This window comes from Burkholderia sp. SRS-25, from assembly GCF_004343765.1.
Lineage (GTDB): Bacteria > Pseudomonadota > Gammaproteobacteria > Burkholderiales > Burkholderiaceae > Burkholderia > Burkholderia contaminans.
This window is the reverse complement of record NZ_PTXM01000005.1, coordinates 172,463-196,648: the sequence shown is the minus strand read 5'-3', so window position 1 is coordinate 196,648 and position 24,186 is coordinate 172,463. Positions and strand designations below refer to the sequence as shown.

Here is a 24,186-nt window from a genome sequence, read left to right as displayed (position 1 = left end):
AGAAAGCGAAACAAAGGGTTCAGAGCGGGCCGGCGAGTGCGACCGTCACGCCGTCCCGGATCGATTTGGGGCCCAGCAGCCGGCCGTACGGCGCCGCGAGCTGCGCGCACGGCTCGGCCACGCCCGCGACACCGAAGCGGGCGAGCGCGGCATCCGACGGGCCGCTCGCGGCCAGTTCCGGGCGGCTCGCGAGTTGCGCGGCATCGAACGCGACGAGCGGCCAGCCGCGGCGCGCGCACAGCGTGCGCAGCGCACGGGCACGCGCCTTGTCGGCGAGCGTGGCCACGAGCGCCGGTTCGGCGGCCGGGTACGGCATCAGCGCCGCGCGGATCGCGGCATCGAGTTGCGCGGCCGTCACGCCCGCGCGGAAACCGACGCCGAGGGCGACACGCATCATGCGCCGCCGCCGAGCGCGGCACGTACCGCGGGATCGTCGGCGAACGCCGCGACGCGGCCGATCACGACGATCGCGGGCGAACCGATGCCGGTCGTGCCGACGCGTTCGACGAGCGTGTCGAGCGTGTCGAGCGTTGCGAGCACGTGCCGTTGTTCGGCACGCGTCGCGTTCTCGATCGCCGCGCACGGCGTCTCGCCGGGCAGGCCGCCATCGCGCAGCGCGGTTGCGATCGCGTCGAGCCGGCGGATGCCCATGTAGATGACGATCGTCATGCGCGTGGCCGCGAGTGCGCGCCAGTCGGGTTCGTCGGCGCCCGCGCCGTGGCCCGTGACGAAGATCACGCCCTGCGAATCGCCGCGCTGCGTGACCGGGATGCCGATTGCAGCCGGCGCGGCGATGCCCGCGGTAACGCCGTTCACGACCTCGACCGGGAATCCCGCCGCGCCGAGCGCGGCCAGCTCCTCGCCGCCGCGGCCGAACACGAACGGATCGCCGCCCTTGAGCCGCGCGACGCTGCGGCCCGCGCGCAGATGCGCGAGCATCGCGGCGACGATCGTCTCCTGCGGCGTCGATGCATGGCCGCCGCGCTTGCCGACGTGCTCGACGTGCGCATCGGCGCGCGCATGGCGCAGCACGTCGGGATTCACGAGATCGTCGACGAGCAGCACGTCCGCCACGCCGATCGCGTGGACGGCCTTGAGCGTCAGCAGGTCGGCGTCACCGGGGCCGGCGCCGATGAGCCAGGCGCGGCTCATCGGGCGCGGCACGGCGCGCACCGTGTCGTAACGGGGGAAAGGGGCAGGCGGGCGGCACGGCGGCGGCCAGCGAACAGGTGAACCATGACGGATCGAACGAAGCCCGCGCGGACGCGGGCGGAATGCGCACCTCATCCGTCCCCCGCGGATCGGGCGTTCGGCGAGCGTCGGGCTCGCCCCTTGCGTCGGCCGGTATCCGGGCTGGCCGCTTGCCAGGCCGCAGCCTTCCCGCCCGGCTGAAGGGCAGTGGCATCGTGGGCGGCCTGGGCGCGTGCGCGGGGAAGCGCGTCGCGCGGGCGGCGTACCGTTGCGGGGACAGCACAGGCCGGGCGGTGGTCCGCCTCCTGTTTCCCGTTTAACTGCATGCGCGGAATGCGCATGCGAGCACCGAACGCGGCGCATACGATAGCACAGCGATCCCCGGGCGAAGCGCCGCGCACGGCTTCGGGCCATGCGTGCCCGTCAACGGAAACCGGGCCTGGCGGCACGCTGCGTCTTGACGCTCCCCGCACCGCCGCCTACACTCGCACGCGTTTTGGTGCTCGCGCGTGCCGCTCCGGCGCGCGCAGTTAAACGGGAAACAGGGAGCCTGCCTGCACCGCAGTCGAGCCAACCTGTGCTGCCCCCGCAACGGTAAGCGAACGCGTCGTGCCCGGCACGACGCAGCGCCGCTTCGCCGCATGCCTGCCGCATGCGGACGACCGCCACTGGATGCCGTGCATCCGGGAAGGCGAAGCGGCGTGTTCGTCAGCCCGGATACCGGCCAGGACGTTGGATTCAGCGCCGCGGGGAGGCGGCGCATCGTCCACGGCCGCAGTACGCCCAGACGTCCGAGCGTTTCCCGCTTCATCCGCCGAACCGTCCGCTGCATGCATGCGCCGGCGCGGCGTGCGACAGGCGGCACGGGCAGGGCACGCGGCAGCCGTGTTGGCATTCACCCTGTCGACCGTTCGCAAGGGAGCATCATGCTCGACTCGTTCCTCCGCCTGTTCAACGACAGCCCGTCCGGGCTGCGCGGAAAAATCGTCGCGATCTACTCGCTGCTCGTCGCGTTCAACGTCGCCGCGTGGATCTGGGCCTTCGTCGCGTTTCGCGACCAGCCCGTGCTGCTGGGCACCGCGCTGCTCGCGTACGTGTTCGGGCTGCGCCACGCGGTCGACGCCGACCATATCGCCGCGATCGACAACGTCACGCGCAAGCTGATGCAGGAAGGCCGCAGCCCGCTCGGCGCGGGCCTGTTCTTCTCGCTCGGCCATTCGACCGTGGTGATCGTGATGTCGGTGGCCGTCGCGCTGACCGCGGCGTCGCTCGCGCGCTTCGAGAGCATGAAGACCTGGGGCGGCGTGATCAGCACGAGCGTGTCGGCGTTCTTCCTGCTGGTGCTCGCGGCCGCGAACCTGCTGATCCTGATCTCCGTGTACCGGACGTTTCGCGCGGCCCGCCGCGGCGAGGCGATCGTCGATGCCGATCTCGACATGCTGATGAACCAGCGCGGCGTGCTCGCGCGCCTGTTCCGTCCGCTGTTCCGCCTCGTGTCGCGCAGCTGGCACCTGTATCCGGTCGGCTTCCTGTTCGGCTTCGGCTTCGATACCGCGACCGAGATCGCGCTGTTCGGCATTTCGGCGACGCAGGTGCAGGGCGGCATGTCGTTCTGGTCGGTGATGGCGCTGCCGGCGCTGTTCACCGCGGGCATGACGCTCGTCGACACGACCGACGGGATCCTGATGATGGGCGCGTACCGCTGGGCATACGTGCGGCCGATCCGCAAGATCTACTACAACATGACGATCACGTTCGTGTCGGTGCTGGTCGCCGCGCTGATCGGCGGCATCGAGGTGCTCGCGCTGCTCGCCGACAAACTCTCGCTGCAGGGCCCCGTCTGGGCATTCTCGACGCTGGTCGCCTCGCATTTCGGGATGCTCGGCTACGTCGTGATCGGCCTGTTCCTCGCGTGCTGGATCGTATCGGCCGCGATCTACCGCCTCAAACGATACGACGAGATCGACGTGACGCTCTCGGCCTGACTCCCTCATTCGACACAGGACCTACCATGACCCTACGCAAGCTTCCCGTCACGATCGTCACGGGCTTTCTCGGCAGCGGCAAGACCACGCTGATGCGTCACATCCTGCAGCACGCCGAAGGCCGCCGCATCGCGGTGATCGTCAACGAATTCGGCGAGCTCGGCATCGACGGCGAAATCCTCAAGGGCTGCGGCATCGGCTGCGAGGATGCCGACGGCGCGCAGGGCGAAGCGGCGGGCCAGCTCTACGAACTCGCGAACGGCTGCCTGTGCTGCACCGTGCAGGAAGAGTTCTATCCGGTGATGGAAGCGCTCGTCGAGCGCCGTGCGGACATCGACCACGTGCTGATCGAGACGTCGGGCCTCGCGCTGCCGAAGCCGCTCGTGCAGGCGTTCAACTGGCCGACGATCCGCAACAGCTTCACGGTCGACGCGGTCGTGACCGTGGTCGACGGACCGGCCGCCGCCAGCGGCCAGTTCGCGGAAAACCCGCAGGCCGTCGACGCGCAGCGCCGCGCCGATCCGAACCTCGACCACGAATCGCCGCTGCACGAACTGTTCGCCGATCAGCTGTCGTCCGCCGATCTCGTGATCGTGAACAAGGCCGATCTCGTCGGCGATCCGGAATTCGCGCAGATCGAAACCGCGATCCGCGACGAGATCCCGCCGCAGGTGAAGATCGTGCGCGCGACGCGCGGCGAGCTCGACCTCGCGATGCTGCTCGGCCTCGAATCGGCATCGGAAGAAACGATCCACCTGCGTCACGACCATCACGGCTCGGCCGACGACGGCGATCACGATCACCATCACGACGATTTCGACTCGGTGGTCGTGTCGGGCGATGCGGGTACGCGCGAAGCGACGATCGCCGCGCTGCAGCGTGTCGTCGAGGCGCACACGATCTACCGCGCGAAAGGTTTCGCCGCGCTGCCCGGCGCGCCGATGCGGCTCGTGATCCAGGGCGTCGGCCGCCGCTTCGACAGCTATTTCGACCGTCGCTGGCAGGACGGCGAAACGCGCACGAGCCGCTTCGTGCTGATCGGCGAGGATCTCGACGCGGCCGCGCTGCAACGCGCGTTCGACGCCGCATGCGCGGCCGAACCGCAACAGGCGTAACGCACGATGCATCTGCTGCGCACTACGCCGGGCGGCTTCGTCGACGATACGCAGGGCGTCGTCCGGATCGACCAGCAACCGGCCGACATCGTGATCCTCAGTTCGGCCGACACGACGCTGTCGCTCCTCGCGAGCGTCGTGCCGCACCTGCCGGCCGGGTTCCCGAGCGTGCGGCTCGCGAACGTCACGTTCCTGCGGCAGCCGGCGTCGGTCGATTTCTACGTCGACGACGTGCTGCAGCATGCGAAGTCGGTCGTGATCGATCATCTCGGCGGCGAGGCGTACTGGCCGTACGGGATCGAGCAGGCCGTGTCGCTCGCGTCGAAGCGCGGGCAGCAGCTCGCGATGTTCTCGGGCGACCTGCAGGAAGACCCGAACCTCGTCGCGAAAAGCACCGTCGCGCCCGACCTGTGCCGGCTGTGGTGGCGCTACCTGCGTGAAGGCGGCGTGCACAACGCCGAGGCGCTGCTGCGCAGCATTGCCTTCCACACGCTCGGGTTCGGCGACGAACCCGAACCGCCGCGCCCGCTGCCGGCCGCCGCGCTGTATCACCCGGCGCGCGACCGCGCGAGCGTCGACGACTGGCGGCCGCGCTGGACATCCGGCGCGCCCGTCGTCGCGATCCTGTTCTATCGCGCGCACTGGCAGGCGGCGAACACGGCCGTGTTCGATGCACTGGCCGACGCGCTCGTCGACGAAGGGCTGAATCCGCTGCCGATCGCGGTCACGTCGTTGAAGGACGCGGTCAGCCGCGAAGTCATCACGCAGCTCTGCGACACGCACGACGTCGCGCTCGTGCTGAACACGACCGCGTTCGCGGCCGGCGCGATCGACAGCCCGGAGCATGACGTGCTCGCCGGCGACGCGCCGGTATTGCAGGTGATCCTGTCCGGCGGCAATCGCGACGCGTGGGTGGCCGACAACCAGGGCCTGCATGCGCGCGACATCGCGATGCACATCGCGCTGCCCGAGGTCGACGGGCGCATCGTCACGCGCGCGGTGAGCTTCAAGGGGCTCGCATACCGCTGCCCGCACACCGAGGTCGACGTCGTGCGCTACCAGCCGGACGCCGAGCGGATCGCGTTCGTCGCGGCGCTTGCGCGCGGCTGGTGCCGGCTGCGCACGCTCGACCACGCCGACAAGCGCGTCGCGCTGATTCTCGCGAACTATCCGCAAAGCGAAGGGCGGATCGGCAACGGGGTCGGGCTCGACACGCCGGCGTCCGCGCTGCGCGTGCTCGCGGCGCTGCGCGACGCGGGCTACGCGGTGGCCGACCTGCCGCCCGACGGCGACGCGCTGATCGCGCGGCTCACCGAAGGCGTGACCAACGACGCGGCCGTGCATGCGTTGCGCCCTGCATTCCAGAGCTTCCCGCTGGCCGATTACGTCGCGCGTTTCGCGCGGCTGCCGGCGGCCGTGCGCGATGCGCTGAACGAACGCTGGGGGCCGCCCGAAGCCGACCCGACGCTGCGGCATGGGCGCTTCACGATCGCCGGCTGGCGCGCGGGCAACGTGTTCGTCGGCATCCAGCCGTCGCGCTCGCGCGGCGAGAACGACTACGCGAGCTATCACGACGCGGATCTCGTGCCGCCGCATGCGTATCTCGCGTTCTATTTCTGGCTGCGCGATGCGTATCGCATCGACGCGGTCATCCACCTCGGCAAGCACGGCAACCTCGAATGGCTGCCGGGCAAGAGCGTCGCGCTGTCCGACGCGTGCTGGCCCGACCTCACGCTCGGGCCGCTGCCGCACCTGTATCCGTTCATCGTCAACGATCCGGGCGAGGGCAGCCAGGCGAAGCGCCGCGCGCAGGCCGTGATCATCGATCACCTGATGCCGCCGCTCACGCGCGCGGAAAACTACGGCCCGCTGCAGGATCTCGAACGGCAGGTCGACGAATACTACGAAGCGCTGATGGTCGATGCGCGGCGCGCGAAGCTGCTGCGCAAGACGATCCTCGCGACGATCGCCGAGCATCGGCTGCACGACGAACTGAGCGTGTCGCCGCCGCGCGACGCGGGCGACGAGGATGCGCTGCTCACGCGCGTCGACGCGTGGCTGTGCGAACTGAAGGAAGCGCAGATCCGCGACGGGCTGCACGTGTTCGGCGAATCGCCGGCCGAGCGTCAGCGACGCGATACGCTGCTCGCGCTCGCGCGCTTTCCGGTCGGCGACGGCAAGGGTGCGCGCGCGGGGCTGATCGGCGCGCTCGCACGCGATCTCGCACTCGGCGATGACTTCGATCCGCTCGCGGCCGACTGGGCCGCGCCTTGGGTCGGCCCGCGTCCGGCGGTCCTGCAGGCGCTCGACGCATCGCCGTGGCGCCATGCGGGCGATACGCGCGAGCGGCTCGAACGGCTCGCGCAGCAATGGCTCGACGGGCTGTGCGCAACCGACGGCGGCGACGCGTGCACCGACACGCCGCCGCCCGGCGACTGGCCGCACACGCTCGCCGTCATCGAACGCGTCCGCGCGACGCTGTTGCCCGCGCTCGATGCGTGCGGCGGCGAGGAAATGCGCCAGCTGCTGCGCGGGCTCGACGGCCGTTTCGTGCCGCCGGGGCCGAGCGGCTCGCCGTCGCGCGGCCGCCCCGACGTATTGCCGACCGGCCGCAATTTCTACTCGGTCGACACGCGTGCGGTGCCGACGCAGGCCGCGTGGTCGCTCGGCCTGAAATCCGCGCAGCAGCTGATCGAGCGCCATCTGCAGGATCACGGCGACTATCCGCGCGCGATCGGCCTGTCGGTCTGGGGCACGGCGACGATGCGCACCGGCGGCGACGACATCGCGCAGGCATTCGCGCTGCTCGGCGTGCGGCCGAAATGGGCGCACGGCAGCCACCGCGTGACCGACTTCGAGATCCTGCCGATCGAGATCTTCGACCGGCCGCGCATCGACGTGACGCTGCGCGTGTCGGGCTTCTTCCGCGACGCGTTCCCGAACCTGATGCACCTGTTCGACGCGGCCGTGCAGGCGGTGGCCGCGCTCGACGAGCCCGAGGCGCTGAACCCGATCCGCGCGCGCATCGAGCGCGAACGCGAGAAATGGGAGGCGCAGGGCGTGGCGCCGGACGAAGCGCGACGCCGCGCCGGCTGGCGCGTGTTCGGCGCGCGGCCGGGCAGCTACGGCGCCGGCCTGCAGGACCTGATCGACCAGCGCCGCTGGCAGACCGACGCCGATCTCGCCGATGCCTACCGCCAGTGGGGCGGCCATGCGTACGCGCAGAACAGCGCGGGCGATGCCGCGGCCGACGTGTTCGGCGAGCGGCTGGCGACGATCGACGTCGTCGTGCAGAACCAGGACAGCCGCGAGCACGACATCCTCGATTCGAACGACTACTACCAGTTCCAGGGCGGGATGACCGCGGCCGTGAGGCACCTGTCCGGGCAGCAGCCGAGCATCTACCACGGCGACCACGCGAACCCGGCCGCGCCGAAGATGCGCACGCTGCGCGAGGAAATCGCGCGCGTGATCCGCTCGCGCGTCGTCAACCCGAAATGGCTCGACGGCGTGAAGCGACATGGTTACAAGGGTGCGGCCGAGCTGGCCGCGACCGTCGACTACCTGTACGGCTATGACGCGACCGCGCGCGTGCTGTCCGACCACCAGTACGCGCTCGTCGCCGACGCGTACCTGTTCGACGACGCCACCCGCGCGTTCCTCGAGCGGCACAATCCGAAGGCGCTGCACGGCATCTGCGAACGCTTCGTCGAGGCGATGCAGCGCGGCCTGTGGCAGCAGCCGGGCAACTATCGCGAACGGATCGAAGCGGTCTGGCTCGCGAGCGAACAACTCCAGGAAGGGGGACGGCGATGACCGATCCGACGACGCACCGCGCCCGCGCGGTCTTTCCGTTTGCGGCGCTCGTCGCGCAGGACGCGTTGCAGCAGGCGCTGCTGCTCGCCGCGATCGACCCGTCGCTCGGCGGCGTGCTCGTGAGCGGGCCGCGCGGCACCGCGAAATCGACCGCGGCGCGCGGCCTCGCGGAGCTGTTGCCTGAAGGGCAATTCGTCACGCTGCCGCTGTCGGCGAGCGACGAGCAGGTGACGGGTACGCTCGATCTCGCGCATGCACTCGCCGAGAACGGCGTGCGCTTTCGGCCGGGCCTGCTCGCGCGGGCGCATCTCGGCGTGCTGTATGTCGACGAAGTGAACCTGCTCGCCGACGGGCTCGTCGATACGCTGCTCGACGTCGCCGCGAGCGGCGTGAACGTCGTCGAGCGCGATGGCGTGTCGCACGCGCACGATGCGCGCTTCGTGCTCATCGGCACGATGAATCCGGAGGAGGGCGAGCTGCGTCCGCAACTGCTCGACCGCTTCGGGTTGATGGTCGAGCTGGAGAACTGCTTCGACGCCGCGCAGCGCGAGCGGATCGTGAAGGCGCGGCTCGCGTTCGATCTCGATCCCGATGCGTTCCGCGCACGTCATGCATCCGCGCAGCACGAACTCGGCGACCGCATTCATGCGGCGCGCGCACGGCTGGCCGCGCTCGATTTCGACGATGCAGTCCATGCGCGCGTCAGCGCGCTGTGTATCGCCGCGGCCGTCGACGGGCTGCGTGCCGATCTCGTGATGCTGCGCGCGGCGCGCGCGCTCGCCGCGCTGGAGCAGGCCGACGCGGTGACGGTGTCGCATGTCGAGCGGGTGGCCGACGCGGTGCTGCGGCACCGGCGCCACGCGGGCTCGCCGCCCTCGTCCGGCGCACCGCAACCCGACGACGAACGCAACGATCGCTCTGCGCCCGATGCGCGCGATCGACCCGACGATTCGTCGGATGTGGCGAAGAACGATTCCACCGCACCGCAGGGCGACTGGGGCTACCTGCCGCCCGAGCCGGCCGGGCTGCGCGACGTGAAAGGCGTGGTGCCGCTGCCGCTAAAAAAACGCTGAGCCATCGAGCCGGCGCCGCCGCGAACACCGTTCGCGGTCCTCGATGGCAATCAGGCGCAGCCGCGCGCGTGCCGGGCACGGTGCGCGCCGGCACGGCTGTGGCATGGCCCGCGACGCTCGCCGCGAAACGCGGCAGCGCGCTGCATCGCGACCATCTGCGCTACCGGAAACACGCCGGCACGCCGCACGCACTGCATTGCTTCGTGCTCGACTGTTCGGCGTCGATGCTGTCGCACGAGCGGCTCGCGTTGGCGAAGGGGCTGATCGTCGCGTATTTCGACCAGGCCGCGCGCGACCGCGTCGAAACCGCGCTGATCTGCTTCGGCGGCCATGGCGCCGTGCGGCGCTTCGGCCCGGCCGTGCCGCGCTGGTGGAATGCGCGCTGGCTCGAACCGGTCGAAGGCGGCGGCGGTACTCCGCTCGCGGACGGTATCGCGGCCGCCGCGCAATTGCTCGCGCGCGCGGCGCGGCGTGAGCCGGCCAGGCAGCGCTGGCTGTGGGTGCTGTCCGACGGACGCACGCGCGAGACGCCCGCGAAACCCGCGGCGGCCGATCACGTCGTGTTCGTCGACTTCGATGATGCAGCCGTGCGGATCGGGCAGGGCGCGCGGCTGGCCGACGCGTGGGGCGCGCAGTGGGTGATGGCCGACGCGCTGTGCACGGGCCGCGCCGGCTGATGGCCGGCCGGCGGTGCGCTATGATCGCCGCTTCTGCTTCAACCCATTGGAAAACCCCGCCATGCAAGTACTGGTCGATGCCGACGCGTGTCCCGCCGTCATCAAGGACATGCTGTTTCGCGCCGCGCGTCGTGCCGAAATCTGCGTGACGCTGGTCGCGAACCAGTTTCTGCGCACGCCGCCATCGCCGTTCATCAAGGCGGTGCAGGTGCCGGCCGGCTTCGACGTGGCCGATGCGCGCATCGTCGAGCTGGTGGAAGCGGGCGACCTCGTGATCACCGCCGACATCCCGCTGGCCGCCGCCGTGCTCGACAAGGGCGCGCATGCGCTCGACCCGCGCGGCAACTGGTTCAGCCGCGAGAACATCGAGGAACGCCTGTCGACGCGCGCGATGATGGACCAGTTGCGCAGCGCGGGCATCGACACGGGCGGGCCGGCGCCGTTCAGCGCACGCGACGGCAAGGCGTTTGCGTCGCAGTTCGACCGGTTCCTGGTGCGGCACGGCAAGCCTTGAGGTTGCATCGAGGCGGCCACGTGTCGTGATCGCCCTGCGTGGGGCTCCACCCGCGCGCCATGCGCTACCTCACCGAATCCGCGTTGAATCGCGCTCGTCGCCTATTCGAGGATGCAGGTTTGTCCCTGCGCTGCTATCGTGGCGCAAACCACAACACAGCATAGGAGCGCACGCGTGTCACCGACTCAACTTCTCGTTCCGACCTTCACCCAGATGCTGCGCGCGCAGTCCGCGTGGCTCGACAAGGCTGCCGCACACCGCCAGGCCGCGGGCGACGCGCCCGACGCGGCGATGTCGCTGAAGCTGGCGCCCGACATGTATCCGCTCGCGGCACAGGCGCGCTTCTCTTGCTTCCAGGCGATGGAGCCCGTCCACCGGCTGCGCGGCGAGCCGCTGCCGGCCGCACTGCTCGCATTGCGCGAGGCGGGATGGAATGCGGATGCGCAGCCCGGCACGCTCGCCGATGCGCAGGCGATCATCGCCGGCACGCTCACGTTTCTCGGCGACCTCGCACCGGATGCGCTCGATGGCGGTGCCGCGCTGCCGATCGCGCTCGACATGCCGAACGGGATCGCGTTCGACATGACGGGCGAACAGTACGCGCGCGACTGGGCGCTGCCGCAGTTCTACTTCCACGCGATCACCGCGTACGCGATCCTGCGCCACCATGGCGTCGAGCTCGGCAAGGCCGACTACGTGCCGCACATGCTCGCGTACGTCCGGCCGGGCACGATTCCGCAAGGTTGATCGGGCGGGCGTCGGGCATCTGCGAAGCGACATGACGCGGGCACTCTTCCTCTGCAGCCGCAACCGGCTGCGCAGCCCGACGGCCGAAGCGGTGTTCGCCGCATGGCCTGGCGTCGAAACCGACTCGGCGGGCCTCGCCCCCGATGCGGACACGCGCGTGTCCGCCGAGCAGCTCGACTGGGCCGACGTCGTATTCGTGATGGAGCGCGCGCACAAGGCGCGGCTGGCGGCGCAATTCGGCGCGCATCTGCGGCACAAGAAGATCGTCTGCCTCGACATTCCCGACCGTTATGCATACATGCAGCCGGAACTCGTCACGCTGCTCGAACGCAAGGCCGGCCCGTTGCTGCGCGCGTGACCGGCGCAGGCGCTATCGACGTCAGCGCAGCCGGCCGTTCGCGATCGCCGAAAAACCGTCGAGACGCAGCAGCTCGATGATCTTGCGCGTCGGCACGCTCGCACGCAGCGTGTCGAGCCGGTCGACCGTGAACCACTTGCAGCGGGCGATCTCGTTGCTCGCGCGCGGCGTCAGGTGCGCCGGCACGTCGGCCACGAACACGTGATGAAGCTTCGTCAACCCGCCGAACTGCACCGCGTAGTCGAGCGCGAGCCCCTCCAGCCGGGTTTCCTCGGCAAGCTCCCGCAATGCAGCATCGAGCGGCGTTTCGCCACGCCGGATCGTGCCGCCCGGCAGCGACCAGCGCGACGCGGCGCGGGCAACCAGCAGCACGCTGCTGCGCTGACGGCACACGATCGTGGCGCGTTCCTTGATGACGGCGAGAGTGTCCAGCCCGGTACTCATGTTCGGTAAAACAGGTGCTGAATCGTGGAGAAATTGCGTGTCGGCGGCGCGTTGCCCGGCAGCAGGCTACAGCGGCGTACAGGCACCCGTCGCGATCTTAGCGGTCGTTCATGACAGTTCCATGCACGCCTGCGCGGGACGACCGCCGGGTCACGCGTGCGTATAGATGCCGCTGCGCGCGGGCTTCGCGTGGCGCGGCTGGCGGCGCTTGTGAACGGCGCGCCGATGGTGGGACGGCGGCGGCGTGACGTGCCGGCGCGCGGGCGCGGGCCGTGCGGCCGGTGAGGCCGACTGCGGCGCGCCACCCGGCATCCCGGTCTGTCCTTCGCCGAAATGGAACGTCTGGGTTTGCGCATGTCCGACGCCCAGCGTCGACGCCAGCACGAAGGCCGCGAGCAACATCCGTTTCATGAATGATCCGTCCGATTTTTTTGAGATGAAGATTGCCCGCCAGCTTACGAAAGGCGGGGCGCGGCCGCAACCGGCCCGTGTGGGGCACCGTCCCACTTGCGCGCGGCGGCGTCTTCCGCGTCGCCTCAGGGCGCCGCCGGAGTTGACAACACAATTCCTGAGTGTGAATATAAATTCACGCACAAGAATTATCCGCCGAATCCGGAAGATCGCGCCGCAGGCGCGGGACCACCGGGGCCGGCCGTCCGATCAACCGGAACCAGGAGCGGGACGCATGGCGGAACACGAGCAGCAGGGCGCGCTGGCGGGATTGCGCATCATCGATCTGTCGCGGGTGCTGGGTGGCCCCTATGCCACGCAGATCCTGGCCGACCACGGCGCGGAGGTGATCAAGGTCGAACCGCCGTCCGGCGACGAGACGCGCGCCTGGGGCCCGCCGTTCGACGGCGACACCGCGTCGTACTTCCTCGGCGTGAACCGCAACAAGCTCGGTATCGCGCTCGACCTGACGCAACCGGCCGACCGCGAGCGGCTGCTCGGCCTGCTCGAACACGCGGACGCGATCGTCGAGAACTTCAAGATCGGCACGATGGAGCGCTGGGGGCTCGGCTTCGACGCGCTGCATGCGCGGTTTCCGCGCCTCGTTCATTGCCGTGTATCGGGCTTCGGCGCGGACGGCCCGCTCGGCGGGCTGCCCGGCTACGACGCGGCCGTGCAGGCGCTCGCGGGGCTGATGAGCGTCAATGGCGAAGCCGGTGGCGCGCCGCTGCGGGTCGGCGTGCCGATCGTCGATCTCGTCACCGGGCTGAACGCGGCGCTCGGCGTGCTGATGGCACTGCGCGAGCGCGATGCGAGCGGCCGCGGCCAGTTCGTCGAATCGACGCTGTTCGACTGCGCGCTGTCGATCCTGCATCCGCATACGCCGAACTTCTTCCATTCGGGGAAGGCCCCCGTGCGCACCGGCAATGCGCATCCGAACATCACGCCGTACGACAGCTTTCCGACGGCAGGCGTCGACATCTTTCTGGCGGTCGGCAACAACGGGCAGTTCGCGGGCTTGTGCGACGTGCTCGGCACGCGCGACTGGCTCGACGATCCGCGTTTCGCGGACAACCGCGCGCGCAGCGCGAACCGCGCCGCACTGCGCACGTTGCTCGAAACGGCGCTGGCCGGACACGACGGCGCGGCGCTCGCCGAGCAGCTGATGCGCCGCGGCGTGCCGTGCGCACCGGTGCTCGGGTTCGATGCGGCGCTCGACCATCCGCATGTCGCGCATCGGCAGATGAAGGTCGAGCTGGGCCGGCATCGCGGCATCGCGTCGCCGATCAAGCTCGGCCGCACGCCGGCCACATACCGGCGGCCGCCGCCCGCGCTGAACGAACACGCGGCCCAGGTGTTCGCCGACGCGGACGCCAACGACCACGACACACGCCAGAACTGACCGGACGGGAGTGCATTCCATGCAGTTCGACCTGACCGATGACCAGCGCGCGATCGAAAGCGCGATCGAGAAAATCTGCGCGCGCTTCGGCGACGACTACTGGCTCGAACGCGATCGCGCGGGCGGGTTTCCGGCCGATTTCCACGCGGCGCTCGCCGAGGCCGGCTGGCTCGGCATCGCGATGGACCCGGCCCATGGCGGCGCCGGGCTCGGGATGACCGAGGCCGCGCTGATGATGCGCACGATCAGCGCATCGGGCGCCGGCCTGTCCGGCGCGTCGGCCGTCCACATGAACATCTTCGGGCTGAACCCGGTGCAGGTGTTCGGCACCGACGCGCAGAAGGCGCGCTTCCTGCCGCCGCTGATCGCCGGGCGCGACAAGGCGTGCTTCGCGGTGACGGAACCCGATGCGGGCCTCGACACCACGCACCTGACCACGCAGGCGCGCCGCGACGGCGACCATTACCTGCTGAGCGGGCGCAAGATCTGGATCTCGACCGCGCAGGTCGCGAACAAGATGCTGATCATCGCGCGCACGACGCCGCTCGACCAGGTCGCGAAGCCGACCGACGGGCTGAGCCTGTTCTATACCGATCTCGACCGCTCTTGTGTCGAGGTGCGCGAGATCGACAAGATGGGCCGCAAGGCGGTCGATTCGAACATGCTGTTCATCGACAACCTGCGTGTGCCGGAAGGCGACCTGATCGGCCAGGAAGGCGACGGTTTCCGCTACCTGCTGCACGGGCTGAATCCCGAACGGATCCTGATCGCCGCGGAGGCGATCGGGCTCGGGCAGGCCGCGCTGCGGCGCGCGACGCAGTACGCGTGCGAGCGCGTCGTGTTCGGCCGGCCGATCGGGCAGAACCAGTCGATCCAGCATCCGCTCGCGCAGGCGTGGATGCAGCTCGAGGCCGCGTGGCTGATGGTGATGAAGGCCGCGACGCGCTACGACGCGGGGCAGTCGTGCGGCGCGGAGGCCAACGCCGCGAAATACCTCGGCGCGGAAGCCGCGTTCCAGGCGTGCCAGACGGCGGTCGCGACGCACGGCGGGATGGGCTACGCGAAGGAATACCATGTCGAGCGCTACCTGCGCGAGTGTATGATTCCGAGGCTCGCACCCGTGAGTCCGCAACTGATCCTGTGCTACATCGCGGAGAAGGTGCTCGGGCTGCCGAAGTCGTACTGACCGTACCGACCCGGCGGCCGGCCCGGTGCGCGGTTTCCCGTTCCGATTCAAGCGCTCGTCATGGACGTCAAACTCGTTGCCCGCACGCTCGACCTGTTCGAGCTGTTCGCCGCCGAACGGCGGCCGCTGCCGCTCACCGAACTCGCGCGCCTGCTCAATGTGCCGGCGTCGAGCTGTCTCGCGATGGCGCGCACGCTCGTGAGCCGCGGCTACCTGTACGAAGTGCGCAAGCGCGGTGGCTACTACCCGACGCGCCGCCTGCAGACGATCGCCGCCGCAATCGACGCGACCGATCCGGTCGTCGACATCGTCCATCCGCATCTCGTCGCGCTGCGCGACGCGAGCCACGAGACGGCCGTACTCGGCAAGATCCAGGGCGTATCGGTCACGTATCTCGACGTCGTCGAATCGGAGCAGGCGATCCGCTACACGCGCGCGCCGGGCGAACTGCGCCCGCTGCATGCGAACTCGATCGGCAAGGCAATTTTCGCGGAACTGGCGAGCGACGCGCAGCAGGCGCTCGGCATGCAGTTGCCGTTCGAACGCCTCACCGATGCGACGGTGGCGGACCTGCCTGCGCTCGTCGCGCAAACCGCCCGGTTTCGCGAACTCGGCTGGGCCGAGAACGTCGGCGAGAGCGCGCCCGAGCTGTCGGCGATCGCGGTCGCGCTGACGCTCGACGGCGACTGGTACGGGCTGTCGGTGGTCGGGCCGACCGAGCGGATTCGCCAGCATCGCGACATGCATGCCGCGCTGCTCGTCGACGCGAAGGCCAGACTGCTGGCCGAGCACGCGCGCGGCTAGCGCGCCGGCCCGCGGGCCGTCCGGCGACGATCCGGTAGCTCGCGATCGCCGTGAACGGCCCGCGATGCACAGGCCTGAAGCCTAGCGACGGCCGTTCCGCCGCATCACGACTTCACCCACACACCGCCCGCACTCGGGTTGTCGCCTTGCGTCCACCATTTCGCGCAGTATTTCGCGCCCTGGTACATCACGCAGGTGCCGCCTGAATACGCGGTGGTCGCCGACCACGTGGCCGTGCCGCCGCCCACCGCCTTCCACACGGCGGCCTGGCCGGGCACGTCGCCCTGCGTCCACCATTGCGCCTGGTACGTCGTGCCCTGGTAGGTGACCGTCGCGCCGGCCGTATAGACCTGGCCGGCCGCCCAGGGCGCGCCCGGCTGCGGCGTGCCGCCGTTCGAGCCGCCACCGTAGTTCGGATCCTGCGTGACGCCCGCGCCCCACTTGCCGTCGAGCTGCTTGAAGATCGTCGCGAACGCGTACGGCTGCTGCGCGACGCCCGAGCAGGTCGGCGACGCATACGTGCCGCCGGAAGGGCACGCCTGGTCGCGGCCGACCGACCAGTTGCCGAAGAAGCCGTAGCCGTTGCTGACCGCCGCGTTCAGCACGCTCTGCGCATTCGCGAGCGTGAAGGTTTCGCCCTGCACGTCGTTCGCGCCGATCATCGGCGTGACGCCGACCATCTGCCAGAGCTGCGCATGGGTCTTCGGCTGGCCGGCCGACTTGAAGGCCGTATCGAGTTGCGAGTACAGCGCCTGCGCGGCACTGATCGCGGCCGCGCCCATGTCGAGGTTCGCGGGGCCGTAGTCCATCGCCATCACGTTCACCGCATCGAACGCAGTGCGGTTCGAGATCGCCGCGTTGACGACGTTCAGGCCATCCTGCGTGAGCCCGGTCGGCATCGTCGGCAGCGTCAGCGTGACGTGCAGCGGCTTGCCTTTCGCCGCATAGCTCGCCTGCAGCTGCGTGACCGCCTGGAAGTTGCGCGCGACCGCGGCCGTGTCGGTTTGCGACGCGCCTTCGATGTCGAAGTCGACGTGCGTGAGACCGTACGTGTCGATCACGGTCTGGTACGCGCTCGCCAGCGCGGGGACCGTCGAGCATGCCTGCATCAGCGGCGTGCCGTTCGCCCCGCCGAACGACACGGCGACTTCGCCGCCTTTCGCGCGATAACTCGCGATCGACGTCGACAGCGCGGTCAGCAGGCCGCCGCTCGCGCCGTTGCCGATCGGCTGAACGCCGCCCCAGGACGGCACGCAACCGTTGCCCGCGACCACGAACGCGAGCGTGAACTGCTGGATGCCTTGCCGGACGCCGATCTGGTCGACGAGCGGTGTCGGATAGAGCGTCACGTCGACATAGGGCGCATAGACGCCGGCGCCCTGGGACACGCTCGCCACGGCAAGCAGGCAACCCGCCGCCAATGCGCGCGGGATGAAACGCGGCAACACATTGTTGTTCATTGTGTTCTCCAAGTGGAAGAGGGATACGCTGGCCTGCGTATCGCCGCCGGTCGGGCGACCGGGCATGCCCGGCCGGCGGCGTGCCCATCTTGGAGGAATCGCGTCGAATAGTGAATGGTCAGGAGTTCTTTTTGTTATTTGATTCCCGATACGTAACGATCTTGCCGATTCGACACAGTTGCGGAATGCGTGACACGGGTGATTTTTCCGATCGATCGCGCCGATCGCGAGTGGCCCCATGCGCGTCGTTCGCGACGCATCAGGCCGATGGCATCAGGCCGATGGTGGCTGCGCGAGCGAGCGTGCCAGTGCGACGAAGCGCTCGACGCACGCCGACGCGAACGGCTCGTTCCACGACACGATCTGCTCGACCGCGCGCGTGCCGGCAAGCGGCACGTAGACCACGCCCGGACGCTGCAGCGTGGCCGTGAAGCCCGGCACGATCGCGATGCCACGCTCGGCGGCCACCAGCGACACGAGCGTCGTGATCTGTGCGGCGGTCGCGCCGATCCGCGGCGCGAATCCGGCTTGCGCGCACAGGTCGTCCAGCGCCGCAGTCAGTGCCGAACCGTAACCGGGCGGAAAGGTGACGAAGGTTGCGTTCGCAAGCTCGGCGACGTCGACGCTCGCACGGCTCGCGAGCGGATCACCGGCCGGCACGGCCGCGACGAGCGGTTCGCGCGACACGACCAGTGACGCCACCGGCACGCCGGGCGCACCGTCCCACGCCCAGCCGAAACCGATGTCCATCGTGCCGTCCGCGATCTGCTGGCGCTGGCTCGCGGTCGCCGCCTCGCGAAACGCGAGTTCGACGTCGGGCATCGTCCGGCTCGCGACGCGGATGACGTCCGGGAACGTGTCGGACATCGGAATCGAACTCGCATAGCCGATCACGATCCGCCCGGCGATGCCCTGCGCGATCTTGCGCGCGCTCGCCTCGGCCTCGGCGGCCGCGCTGACGACGTTGCGCGCATGGTCGAGGAACGCGGCGCCTTCCGGCGTCAGCCGCACCGCGCGCGTCGAACGTTCGAACAGCCGTACGCCGAGCTCGCTTTCCAGCGCGGCGATATGGCGCGTCAGCGGCGGCTGCGCGACCCGCAGGCGCAACGCCGCGCGGCCGAAGTGCAGTTCGTCGGCGACGACCACGAAATAGCGGAGGCGGCGCAGGTCGAGCATTGTTGTGGTTCCGGTATCAATGGCGTTGAAAACGGTATTGGCGTGCCTGCGGCGCACTCGTCAGACTGTCGGCATCGACGAACAGGCCGCTCCGATGAACGACAGGACCACGCGCATCGCGTTCTTTCTCTGCGGCTTCGCCGCGTTTCTCAATCTGTATTCGACGCAGGGCATCCTGCACGAACTCGCGGCCACCTTCGGTGTCAGCGCGGAGCGCGCGGGGCAGGGCGTGAGCGCCACCACGACGGCCGTCGCCATTATCGCGCCGTTCGTCGGCGTGCTGGCCGCGCGCATCGAGCGGCGCGTCGCGATCTCGCTCGCGGCGGTGGCCGTCGCGCTGCCGGTCGTGTGGTCCGCGCATGCGGGGAGTTTCGCGTCGTTTCTCGGCGCGCGCTTTGCAGCCGGTCTCGTCATGCCGTTCGTCTTTGCGCTGTCGATCACCTATATCGCCGAGCGCTTCGATCGCGGTACGTCGGCCGAGATCAGTGCGCTGTTCGTCGCCGGCACAACGCTCGGCGGCTTCGCCGGCCGCTTCGCGACCAACCTGATGACGTCGATGTGGGGCTGGCGGCATGCGCTCGACGTCGTCGCGGCGCTGTGTCTCGTCACGGGCGTCGCGATCTACGCGAGCCTGCCGGCGTCCGGCGGGATCGCGCGGCACGTCGAGCACGATGCGGATAGCGGTGCGGGGCCGTCGTCGCGCATCGTCACGCGTGGCCCGCTGCTCGCGTCGTTCGCGATCGGCGCATGCGTGCTCGCGTCGCAAGTCGCGACGTTTACGTTCGTCGGCCTGCGCCTGGCCCGCGCGCCGTTCGGCTTCGGCACGGTCGGGATCGGCGCGATCTACGCGGTGTTTCTGGTGGCGGTGGTCGTGACCCCGCTGGCAGGACGCGTCGCGCGGCATCGCGGCCCGCGCGCGCCGGGGCTTGCCGCGGCCGCGCTCGCGATCGGCGGGGCGCTGCTCACGCTGTCCGACAACGTGCCGGTGATCCTGGCCGGCCTCGCGCTCGGCTCGACCGCCGTGTTCGTCGAACAGGCGTCGGCCAACACGTTCATCTCGCAGGCGGCGTCGAGCGCCCGCTCGACGGCGATCGGCATCTACCTGTCCTGCTATTACTTCGGCGGCAGCCTCGGCTCGATCCTGCCGGTGCCGGGCTGGCATCGGTGGGGATGGGCCGGCTGCGTCGCGTTCGTGGTCGCGGCGCAGGCGATCGTCGGCATGCTCGTGTACCGGTTCTGGCATGCCGACGGCGCAGCCGGCACCGCGCAGGCCGACGCCCGCGGCGTCACGCCGACGCGTTGACCGGTTCAGCGATACCAGCGCGGCGTATAGACCCACTCGCGTGCGTTGCCGATCGCGAAGCGGCGCGTCGTCGACGAACCAATGATCACCATCGTGCGCATGTCGACCTGATCGCTGCGCAGCGCGCCGAGCGTCGTCGTCGTGAGCGTCGCGCCCGGCCGGCCGATGTCGCGGCCGAGCACGACCACCGTATCGGCGTGGCGGTGCGTGCGCACGACATCGAGCGCACGATCGAGCTGCCACGGCCGCGCGCGCGAGATCGGGTTGTAGAACGCCATCACGAGATCGGCCTGCGCCGCATGGCTCAGGCGCTTCTCGATCACGTCCCACGGCTTCAGGTTGTCCGACAGCGAGATCGCGCAGAAATCATGGCCGAGCGGCGCGCCGGCCTGCGCGGCCGTCGCGAGCGACGCCGAGATGCCGGGTTCGATGCGCAGGTCGACCGCGGCCCAGTGCGGATCGCGCGCTTCGTCGAGTGCTTCGAGCACGGCCGCGGCCATCGCGAATACGCCCGGGTCGCCCGACGACACGACCGCGACGCGCCGGCCCTCGGCCGCGAGTTCGAACGCATGGCGTGCACGCTGCATCTCTTCGCGATTGTCGGTGCCGTGCACGCGCTGGTCATCGCGGAACGGGCCGGCCATGTTCACGTAGGTCGTGTAGCCGAGGATGTCGGTTGCGTCCGCAAGCGCGGTGCGCGCGGCCGGCGTGAGCCACGCGGCGCCGCCCGGGCCGAGGCCGAGCACCGTCAGGCGGCCGCGCACCCGGCCGAGCGTGGCGGGATCGACGGGATGCGACGCGACCGCGCATGCGATGCCGTTCGTCGTGGCGCGCAGCGTGTGTGCGACGCGCAGCGCGTGGCCGAGCAGGGTGACCGCATCATCGGTCGCGTCAGCGTCAGCGTCGGTTTCGGTTTCGGTTTCGGTTTCGGCATCGACGAAGCGCAGCGGCACGTCGAGCGTTTGCGCGGCTTCTTCCAGCACGGCATTACCGATTTCCGATGCGGGCGCAACGATGGCCGCGAGCGCCAGTCGTGCGAGACCTTGCGAATCGAGCGCGGCATCGATGCGGGCGGCAAGCGCTTCATCCGCGTGGATAGCCTGCGCATCGACGCCGACCACCACGCTGCGCGGATGAATCACGAGTTCGTCGCGCGCACCGCGCCATGCATCGGGGGTTACGCGGATCGCATGCATGGCCGCATCGTCGCGCGGCAGCGCGACATCGTCGAGCCACGGCGCCGCGCCGTCGATACGCGTCGACGCGCCCGCGAGCAGATCGGATACGAAGCGCTTGCCCTGGCCGAGATCGGCGAGCGCATAGCCCGCCGGCGGATTGAGTACGCATGCGCCGAAGCGCAGTTCGCCGCTCGTCGTGATCGCCGGCGCAACGCCGACGCATGCGGCGATTTCCCGCGCGATCACGTTCACGCCCGTCAGCCCGCCGAGCAGCGGCACGACCGCCGAGCCGTCTTCCGCCACGGCGAGCACGGGCGGCTCGACGCCCTTGTCGGCAAGCGCGGCGGCGATGCAGCGGATCACGATGCCGGCCGCGCACAGCGCGACGATCGGCAGGCCGCGCGCATAGAGTTCACGCAGGTGCGCGCCGAGATCGTCGAACGGCACGTCGGCCGCGACGCGCGATGCGAGGCCGTGCACGAGCGCACCCGGATAGCGCGCCTGGATGCGCCGCGCGGTATCGAGCGCGCCCGCGCCGAGAATCACGATCGCGGGCGGAGTCGTCATCCTTGCCATTTTTCCCCCGGCACGACGAGCAGCGAGAAATACGGCGACGCCATCGGATCGACTTCGTCGAGCGGCACGATGCGCTGACTCGCCATCGTCGCGCGCTCGACATACAGCGCGCGCTTCGCGAGCCCCAGTTCGTCGAGCACCCGCCGCACCTTGTCGAAATTGCGGCCGAGCTTCATCACGACGGCCGCGTCGGCCCGCGCGAGCCGTTCGCGCAGTTCGGGCTCGGGCAGCACGCCCGACAGCACCGACAGGCTCTGGTTGCGATAGACGAGCGGTTGGCCGAGCACCGCGGTGCCGCCGAGCATCGAACACACGCCGGGGATCACCTCGGTGTCGTAGCGCGGCGCGAGGCGGTCGTGCAGGTACATGTAGGAGCCGTAGAAGAACGGATCGCCTTCGCAGATCACCGCGACGTCGCGCCCCGCGTCGAGATGCGCGGCAACGATCTCGGCGGCCGTGTCGTAGAAGTCGGCGATCACCGTCTCGTAGCACAGCGGCGGCGGCAATGCCTCGGTCGTCACCGGATAGACGAGCGGCAGTTGCGTCTGCCCGTCCTGCAGGTGCGATTCGACGATCCCGTACGCATTGCCTTTCTTGCCCTTCGCGACGAAATACGCGACAACCGGCGCGGCCTGCAGCACGCGCAGCGCCTTGATCGTCATCAGTTCGGGGTCGCCCGGGCCGACACCGACCCCGAACAGGCGTCCGCGCGCGGTACTCATTCGACCTCCGTCGCGAGTGCGTTGACCGCAGCCGCCGCCATCGCGCTGCCGCCGCGCCGGCCGAGCAGCGCGACGTACGGCACGCCGCGGCTGTCGGCATCGAGCAGCGCCTTCGACTCGGCCGCGCCGATGAAGCCGACCGGGAAACCGAGGATCAGCGCGGGGCGCGGCGCGCCGGCGTCGATCATGTCGAGCAGATGGAACAGCGCGGTCGGCGCATTGCCGATCACGACGACGCTGCCCGCGAGGTGCGGACGCCACAGCTCGAGCGCGGCGGCCGAACGCGTGTTGCCGAGATGCCGCGCGAGATCGGGCACCTCGGGCTCGCCGAGCGTGCAGATCACGCGGTTGTCGGCCGGCAGCCGCGCGCGCGTGATGCCTTCGGCGACCATCCTCGCGTCGCACAGGATCGGCGCGCCGGCCGCGAGTGCCGTGCGGCCCGCCGTGCCGGCACCGGCCGAGAAGCGCAGGTCGTAGACGACGTCGACCATCCCGCACGCATGGATCACGCGCACCGCGAGTTTCTCGAGGTCGGGCGGAACCTGCGACAGGTCGGCCTCGGCGCGGATCGTCGCGAACGACTGGCGGTAGATTTCCTGCCCGTCGCGAATGTAGTCAAGCATCGGTGGTGTCCTGGCTGTGCCGCGCGCCCGTCAGTCGGGCCGCGGCCTGGTCAATCGTCAGATGGCGCGCGAGCGGGGCGCCGAGGCCCGCAGCGGCGTCGCGCCGGTAAAGGTCGTAGTGCGCGGGCGCAACCGCGACGAGCGTGTGCGTCGCGGGATGCGGCAGCGCGCAGTGGCGCTCGCAACCGGTCAGGTGCACGTCGACTGCGTGGCCGATGCGGGCGGCGAGCGCGAGTGCGTCGTGCTTCGTGTCGGCGCGCGCCTTCGCGCAGCCCGCGCTGCCGGTGCACGCGACGAGCGCAGCGAGCGGGTCGGACGACGCGCAGACGAGGCCGAGCGACGCGAGCGCATCGAGCGTGGCCGGTGCGCGTGCGCGCGATACGTCATGCAGGAACACGCCTTGCCACGGCGTCATCGACAGCGTGCCGTCGCCGTCGGTTTCGGCCAGCGCGGCGAGCCGTTCCAGTTGCGTCGCATCGAGCCGGCCGAGCACGAATTGGGCGCCGACGTTGCAGCGCGCCGCATCGAGCGACGGGCGCACGCCGAAACGCAGCGTCGGGTCGGTGCACGTGCGGCGCCACCCGGCGAGCGCCGGATCGGCTGCAAGCGGGAAGGGCAGGTATTGCTGCGCGCGTTCCAGCAATGCGCGTTCGCCGCAGGTGGCGAGCAGCGCGCGTAGCCGCGTGACGTCGGCCGGTGCGAGATCGAGAAACGCGAGCAGCAGCGCGCGAACCAGCGCAGCGGCTTGATCGGGCGCGACATCGACCGAAGCGGGCGGGTCGTCGTGTGCAACCGGCGGGCAGCCGGCCAGCCCGGCTGCGATACGCATCGCGCCGTCGCCGCGACGCCAGGCGGCCAGCCAGATGTCGTGCGGATGATCGAGCGCCGCAACCGATTCGCCGCCGTCGAGCTGGATCGAGAATTTCGGCGACAACTCGCCACGGCGGGGCTCGCGCGCCAGCATGTCGAAGAGCGGCACGGCGAGCGCGCGGCTGTCGACGAGCGCGGCAGGGTCGTGGCCGGCGAGCGGGCTGAGCATCAGGTTGCGCACGTCGTCGCTCGCGGCGAGCGCCGCCGCGTCGGCGGCGGCATTCGACGTGGCGTCGACGGACGGGCCGAGACCCGCGTCGAGCAACGCGCGCGTCAGCGCGTCGGCCGCGCCGTCGCGAATGCCGCGCAACTGGAGATTCGCGCGATTGGTCGCGTCGATCGCGCCGGAGCCGAATACCCGCGCGGCGGCGGCGATCGCACGCGCCTGGCGCGCGTCGAGCCGGCCGCCCGGCAGCTTGATCCGGCACAGTCCGCCGTCGGCGGCCGCAACCACGCGCACGAGCCCCGGGCAGGCCGACGGGCGCATGACAGGCGATGCAGGAATCGAAACGGGGG

At 70.2% G+C, this 24,186-nt stretch carries 22 protein-coding genes and 2 riboswitches; of the genes, 12 read left to right on the top strand and 10 right to left on the bottom strand.

The features are described 5' to 3' along the window. Positions 1-19 precede the first annotated feature (19 nt). Positions 20-397: a cobalamin biosynthesis protein gene (locus C5O79_RS07525; RefSeq protein ID WP_122473910.1), complete on the bottom strand. Its 378-nt coding sequence runs from the start codon at positions 395-397 to the stop codon at positions 20-22. After that, a complete protein-coding gene (cobA, locus tag C5O79_RS07520) occupies positions 394-1,152 on the bottom strand; it encodes a uroporphyrinogen-III C-methyltransferase (protein WP_122474535.1) in 759 nt (252 codons plus the stop codon). The genes C5O79_RS07525 and cobA overlap by 4 nt, the downstream gene beginning before the upstream one ends. Positions 1,153-1,321: 169 nt before the next feature. Then, positions 1,322-1,559, bottom strand: a riboswitch (cobalamin riboswitch). Between the two features lie 112 nt (positions 1,560-1,671). Then, a riboswitch (cobalamin riboswitch) is annotated at positions 1,672-1,935 on the top strand. A gap of 182 nt (positions 1,936-2,117) precedes the next feature. Here cobA and C5O79_RS07515 point away from each other — a divergent pair. The 8 genes from C5O79_RS07515 to C5O79_RS07480 all read left to right on the top strand — a co-directional run bounded on the left by C5O79_RS07515 (position 2,118) and on the right by C5O79_RS07480 (position 11,476). Then, positions 2,118-3,176, top strand: a complete 1,059-nt coding sequence (locus C5O79_RS07515; RefSeq protein ID WP_046545694.1) for a HoxN/HupN/NixA family nickel/cobalt transporter — start codon at positions 2,118-2,120, stop codon at positions 3,174-3,176. 26 nt (positions 3,177-3,202) lie between these two features. Further along, on the top strand, positions 3,203-4,291 hold the full coding sequence (cobW, locus tag C5O79_RS07510) for a cobalamin biosynthesis protein CobW (RefSeq protein ID WP_046545695.1): 1,089 nt from the start codon (positions 3,203-3,205) through the stop codon (positions 4,289-4,291). 6 nt (positions 4,292-4,297) lie between these two features. After that, entirely contained in the window at positions 4,298-8,107 is a 3,810-nt protein-coding gene (gene cobN, locus C5O79_RS07505; protein WP_122473911.1) for a cobaltochelatase subunit CobN, read from the top strand. Beyond that, complete coding sequence (locus C5O79_RS07500; protein ID WP_046545697.1) at positions 8,104-9,180, top strand: ATP-binding protein; 1,077 nt, start codon at positions 8,104-8,106, stop codon at positions 9,178-9,180. The genes cobN and C5O79_RS07500 overlap by 4 nt, the downstream gene beginning before the upstream one ends. A gap of 68 nt (positions 9,181-9,248) precedes the next feature. Continuing rightward, positions 9,249-9,857, top strand: coding sequence for a VWA domain-containing protein (locus tag C5O79_RS07495; protein WP_047850900.1), 609 nt, complete (start codon positions 9,249-9,251; stop codon positions 9,855-9,857). Between the two features lie 61 nt (positions 9,858-9,918). Beyond that, positions 9,919-10,371 (top strand): YaiI/YqxD family protein, encoded by a 453-nt coding sequence (locus C5O79_RS07490; protein WP_047850899.1) that lies wholly within the window; start codon positions 9,919-9,921, stop codon positions 10,369-10,371. Positions 10,372-10,545: 174 nt separating this feature from the next. Further along, positions 10,546-11,118 (top strand): DUF1993 domain-containing protein, encoded by a 573-nt coding sequence (locus C5O79_RS07485; protein WP_122473912.1) that lies wholly within the window; start codon positions 10,546-10,548, stop codon positions 11,116-11,118. Between the two features lie 31 nt (positions 11,119-11,149). Further along, positions 11,150-11,476: a low molecular weight protein tyrosine phosphatase family protein gene (locus C5O79_RS07480; protein WP_071334455.1), complete on the top strand. Its 327-nt coding sequence runs from the start codon at positions 11,150-11,152 to the stop codon at positions 11,474-11,476. A gap of 21 nt (positions 11,477-11,497) precedes the next feature. Here C5O79_RS07480 and C5O79_RS07475 read toward each other — a convergent pair whose 3' ends face one another. Then, entirely contained in the window at positions 11,498-11,920 is a 423-nt protein-coding gene (locus tag C5O79_RS07475; protein ID WP_046545701.1) for an NUDIX domain-containing protein, read from the bottom strand. 150 nt (positions 11,921-12,070) lie between these two features. Continuing rightward, positions 12,071-12,331: a hypothetical protein gene (locus C5O79_RS07470; protein ID WP_047850898.1), complete on the bottom strand. Its 261-nt coding sequence runs from the start codon at positions 12,329-12,331 to the stop codon at positions 12,071-12,073. A gap of 274 nt (positions 12,332-12,605) precedes the next feature. Here C5O79_RS07470 and C5O79_RS07465 point away from each other — a divergent pair, with 274 nt between their 5' ends. Genes C5O79_RS07465 through C5O79_RS07455 form a run of 3 tightly spaced genes read left to right on the top strand, consistent with a single transcriptional unit; the run spans position 12,606 to position 15,762 of the window. Next, entirely contained in the window at positions 12,606-13,772 is a 1,167-nt protein-coding gene (locus C5O79_RS07465) for a CoA transferase (protein ID WP_122473913.1), read from the top strand. A 19-nt stretch (positions 13,773-13,791) separates the two neighbouring features. Next, the gene (locus tag C5O79_RS07460) at positions 13,792-14,958 is read left to right on the top strand and encodes an acyl-CoA dehydrogenase family protein (protein ID WP_122473914.1); all 1,167 of its coding nucleotides are present in this window, start codon (positions 13,792-13,794) and stop codon (positions 14,956-14,958) included. A 60-nt stretch (positions 14,959-15,018) separates the two neighbouring features. After that, positions 15,019-15,762, top strand: coding sequence for an IclR family transcriptional regulator (locus tag C5O79_RS07455; protein WP_122473915.1), 744 nt, complete (start codon positions 15,019-15,021; stop codon positions 15,760-15,762). A 104-nt stretch (positions 15,763-15,866) separates the two neighbouring features. On the opposite strand, the gene C5O79_RS07450 is transcribed toward C5O79_RS07455, so the two are convergent. Both C5O79_RS07450 and C5O79_RS07445 read right to left on the bottom strand, forming a co-directional pair. Continuing rightward, entirely contained in the window at positions 15,867-17,222 is a 1,356-nt protein-coding gene (locus tag C5O79_RS07450) for a chitinase (protein ID WP_122473916.1), read from the bottom strand. A gap of 273 nt (positions 17,223-17,495) precedes the next feature. Beyond that, complete coding sequence (locus tag C5O79_RS07445; RefSeq protein WP_122473917.1) at positions 17,496-18,398, bottom strand: LysR substrate-binding domain-containing protein; 903 nt, start codon at positions 18,396-18,398, stop codon at positions 17,496-17,498. Positions 18,399-18,492: 94 nt separating this feature from the next. On the opposite strand from C5O79_RS07445, the gene C5O79_RS07440 reads away from it, so the two are divergent. Further along, positions 18,493-19,701 carry an MFS transporter gene (locus tag C5O79_RS07440; protein WP_122473918.1) on the top strand — a complete coding sequence of 403 codons (1,209 nt, stop codon included), beginning with the start codon at positions 18,493-18,495 and terminating at the stop codon, positions 19,699-19,701. Positions 19,702-19,706: 5 nt separating this feature from the next. Here the strand turns inward: C5O79_RS07440 and cobJ are convergent, their stop codons facing one another. From cobJ to cobG, 4 genes are read right to left on the bottom strand one after another with little or no spacing between them, the layout of a single operon-like run. Further along, on the bottom strand, positions 19,707-21,446 hold the full coding sequence (gene cobJ / locus C5O79_RS07435) for a precorrin-3B C(17)-methyltransferase (RefSeq protein ID WP_122473919.1): 1,740 nt from the start codon (positions 21,444-21,446) through the stop codon (positions 19,707-19,709). After that, the gene (locus C5O79_RS07430) at positions 21,443-22,177 is read right to left on the bottom strand and encodes a precorrin-2 C(20)-methyltransferase (RefSeq protein ID WP_046545710.1); all 735 of its coding nucleotides are present in this window, start codon (positions 22,175-22,177) and stop codon (positions 21,443-21,445) included. Before C5O79_RS07430 ends, cobJ begins: the two co-directional genes overlap by 4 nt. Continuing rightward, positions 22,174-22,800, bottom strand: a complete 627-nt coding sequence (locus C5O79_RS07425; RefSeq protein WP_046545711.1) for a precorrin-8X methylmutase — start codon at positions 22,798-22,800, stop codon at positions 22,174-22,176. The genes C5O79_RS07430 and C5O79_RS07425 overlap by 4 nt, the downstream gene beginning before the upstream one ends. Then, the gene (cobG, locus tag C5O79_RS07420; RefSeq protein ID WP_236862283.1) at positions 22,793-24,157 is read right to left on the bottom strand and encodes a precorrin-3B synthase; all 1,365 of its coding nucleotides are present in this window, start codon (positions 24,155-24,157) and stop codon (positions 22,793-22,795) included. The genes C5O79_RS07425 and cobG overlap by 8 nt, the downstream gene beginning before the upstream one ends. Positions 24,158-24,186 lie beyond the last annotated feature (29 nt).

Bases quoted from the DNA above. Each gene is read 5' to 3' on its own strand.
- C5O79_RS07525 (WP_122473910.1), bottom strand. From the start codon at position 397: ATGATGCGTGTCGCCCTCGGCGTCGGTTTCCGCGCGGGCGTGACGGCC.
- cobA (WP_122474535.1), bottom strand. From the start codon at position 1,152: ATGAGCCGCGCCTGGCTCATCGGCGCCGGCCCCGGTGACGCCGACCTG.
- C5O79_RS07515 (WP_046545694.1), top strand. From the start codon at position 2,118: ATGCTCGACTCGTTCCTCCGCCTGTTCAACGACAGCCCGTCCGGGCTG.
- cobW (WP_046545695.1), top strand. From the start codon at position 3,203: ATGACCCTACGCAAGCTTCCCGTCACGATCGTCACGGGCTTTCTCGGC.
- cobN (WP_122473911.1), top strand. From the start codon at position 4,298: ATGCATCTGCTGCGCACTACGCCGGGCGGCTTCGTCGACGATACGCAG.
- C5O79_RS07500 (WP_046545697.1), top strand. From the start codon at position 8,104: ATGACCGATCCGACGACGCACCGCGCCCGCGCGGTCTTTCCGTTTGCG.
- C5O79_RS07490 (WP_047850899.1), top strand. From the start codon at position 9,919: ATGCAAGTACTGGTCGATGCCGACGCGTGTCCCGCCGTCATCAAGGAC.
- C5O79_RS07480 (WP_071334455.1), top strand. From the start codon at position 11,150: ATGACGCGGGCACTCTTCCTCTGCAGCCGCAACCGGCTGCGCAGCCCG.
- C5O79_RS07475 (WP_046545701.1), bottom strand. From the start codon at position 11,920: ATGAGTACCGGGCTGGACACTCTCGCCGTCATCAAGGAACGCGCCACG.
- C5O79_RS07470 (WP_047850898.1), bottom strand. From the start codon at position 12,331: ATGAAACGGATGTTGCTCGCGGCCTTCGTGCTGGCGTCGACGCTGGGC.
- C5O79_RS07465 (WP_122473913.1), top strand. From the start codon at position 12,606: ATGGCGGAACACGAGCAGCAGGGCGCGCTGGCGGGATTGCGCATCATC.
- C5O79_RS07460 (WP_122473914.1), top strand. From the start codon at position 13,792: ATGCAGTTCGACCTGACCGATGACCAGCGCGCGATCGAAAGCGCGATC.
- C5O79_RS07455 (WP_122473915.1), top strand. From the start codon at position 15,019: ATGGACGTCAAACTCGTTGCCCGCACGCTCGACCTGTTCGAGCTGTTC.
- C5O79_RS07450 (WP_122473916.1), bottom strand. From the start codon at position 17,222: ATGAACAACAATGTGTTGCCGCGTTTCATCCCGCGCGCATTGGCGGCG.
- C5O79_RS07445 (WP_122473917.1), bottom strand. From the start codon at position 18,398: ATGCTCGACCTGCGCCGCCTCCGCTATTTCGTGGTCGTCGCCGACGAA.
- C5O79_RS07440 (WP_122473918.1), top strand. From the start codon at position 18,493: ATGAACGACAGGACCACGCGCATCGCGTTCTTTCTCTGCGGCTTCGCC.
- cobJ (WP_122473919.1), bottom strand. From the start codon at position 21,446: ATGACGACTCCGCCCGCGATCGTGATTCTCGGCGCGGGCGCGCTCGAT.
- C5O79_RS07430 (WP_046545710.1), bottom strand. From the start codon at position 22,177: ATGAGTACCGCGCGCGGACGCCTGTTCGGGGTCGGTGTCGGCCCGGGC.
- C5O79_RS07425 (WP_046545711.1), bottom strand. From the start codon at position 22,800: ATGCTTGACTACATTCGCGACGGGCAGGAAATCTACCGCCAGTCGTTC.
- cobG (WP_236862283.1), bottom strand. From the start codon at position 24,157: ATGCGCCCGTCGGCCTGCCCGGGGCTCGTGCGCGTGGTTGCGGCCGCC.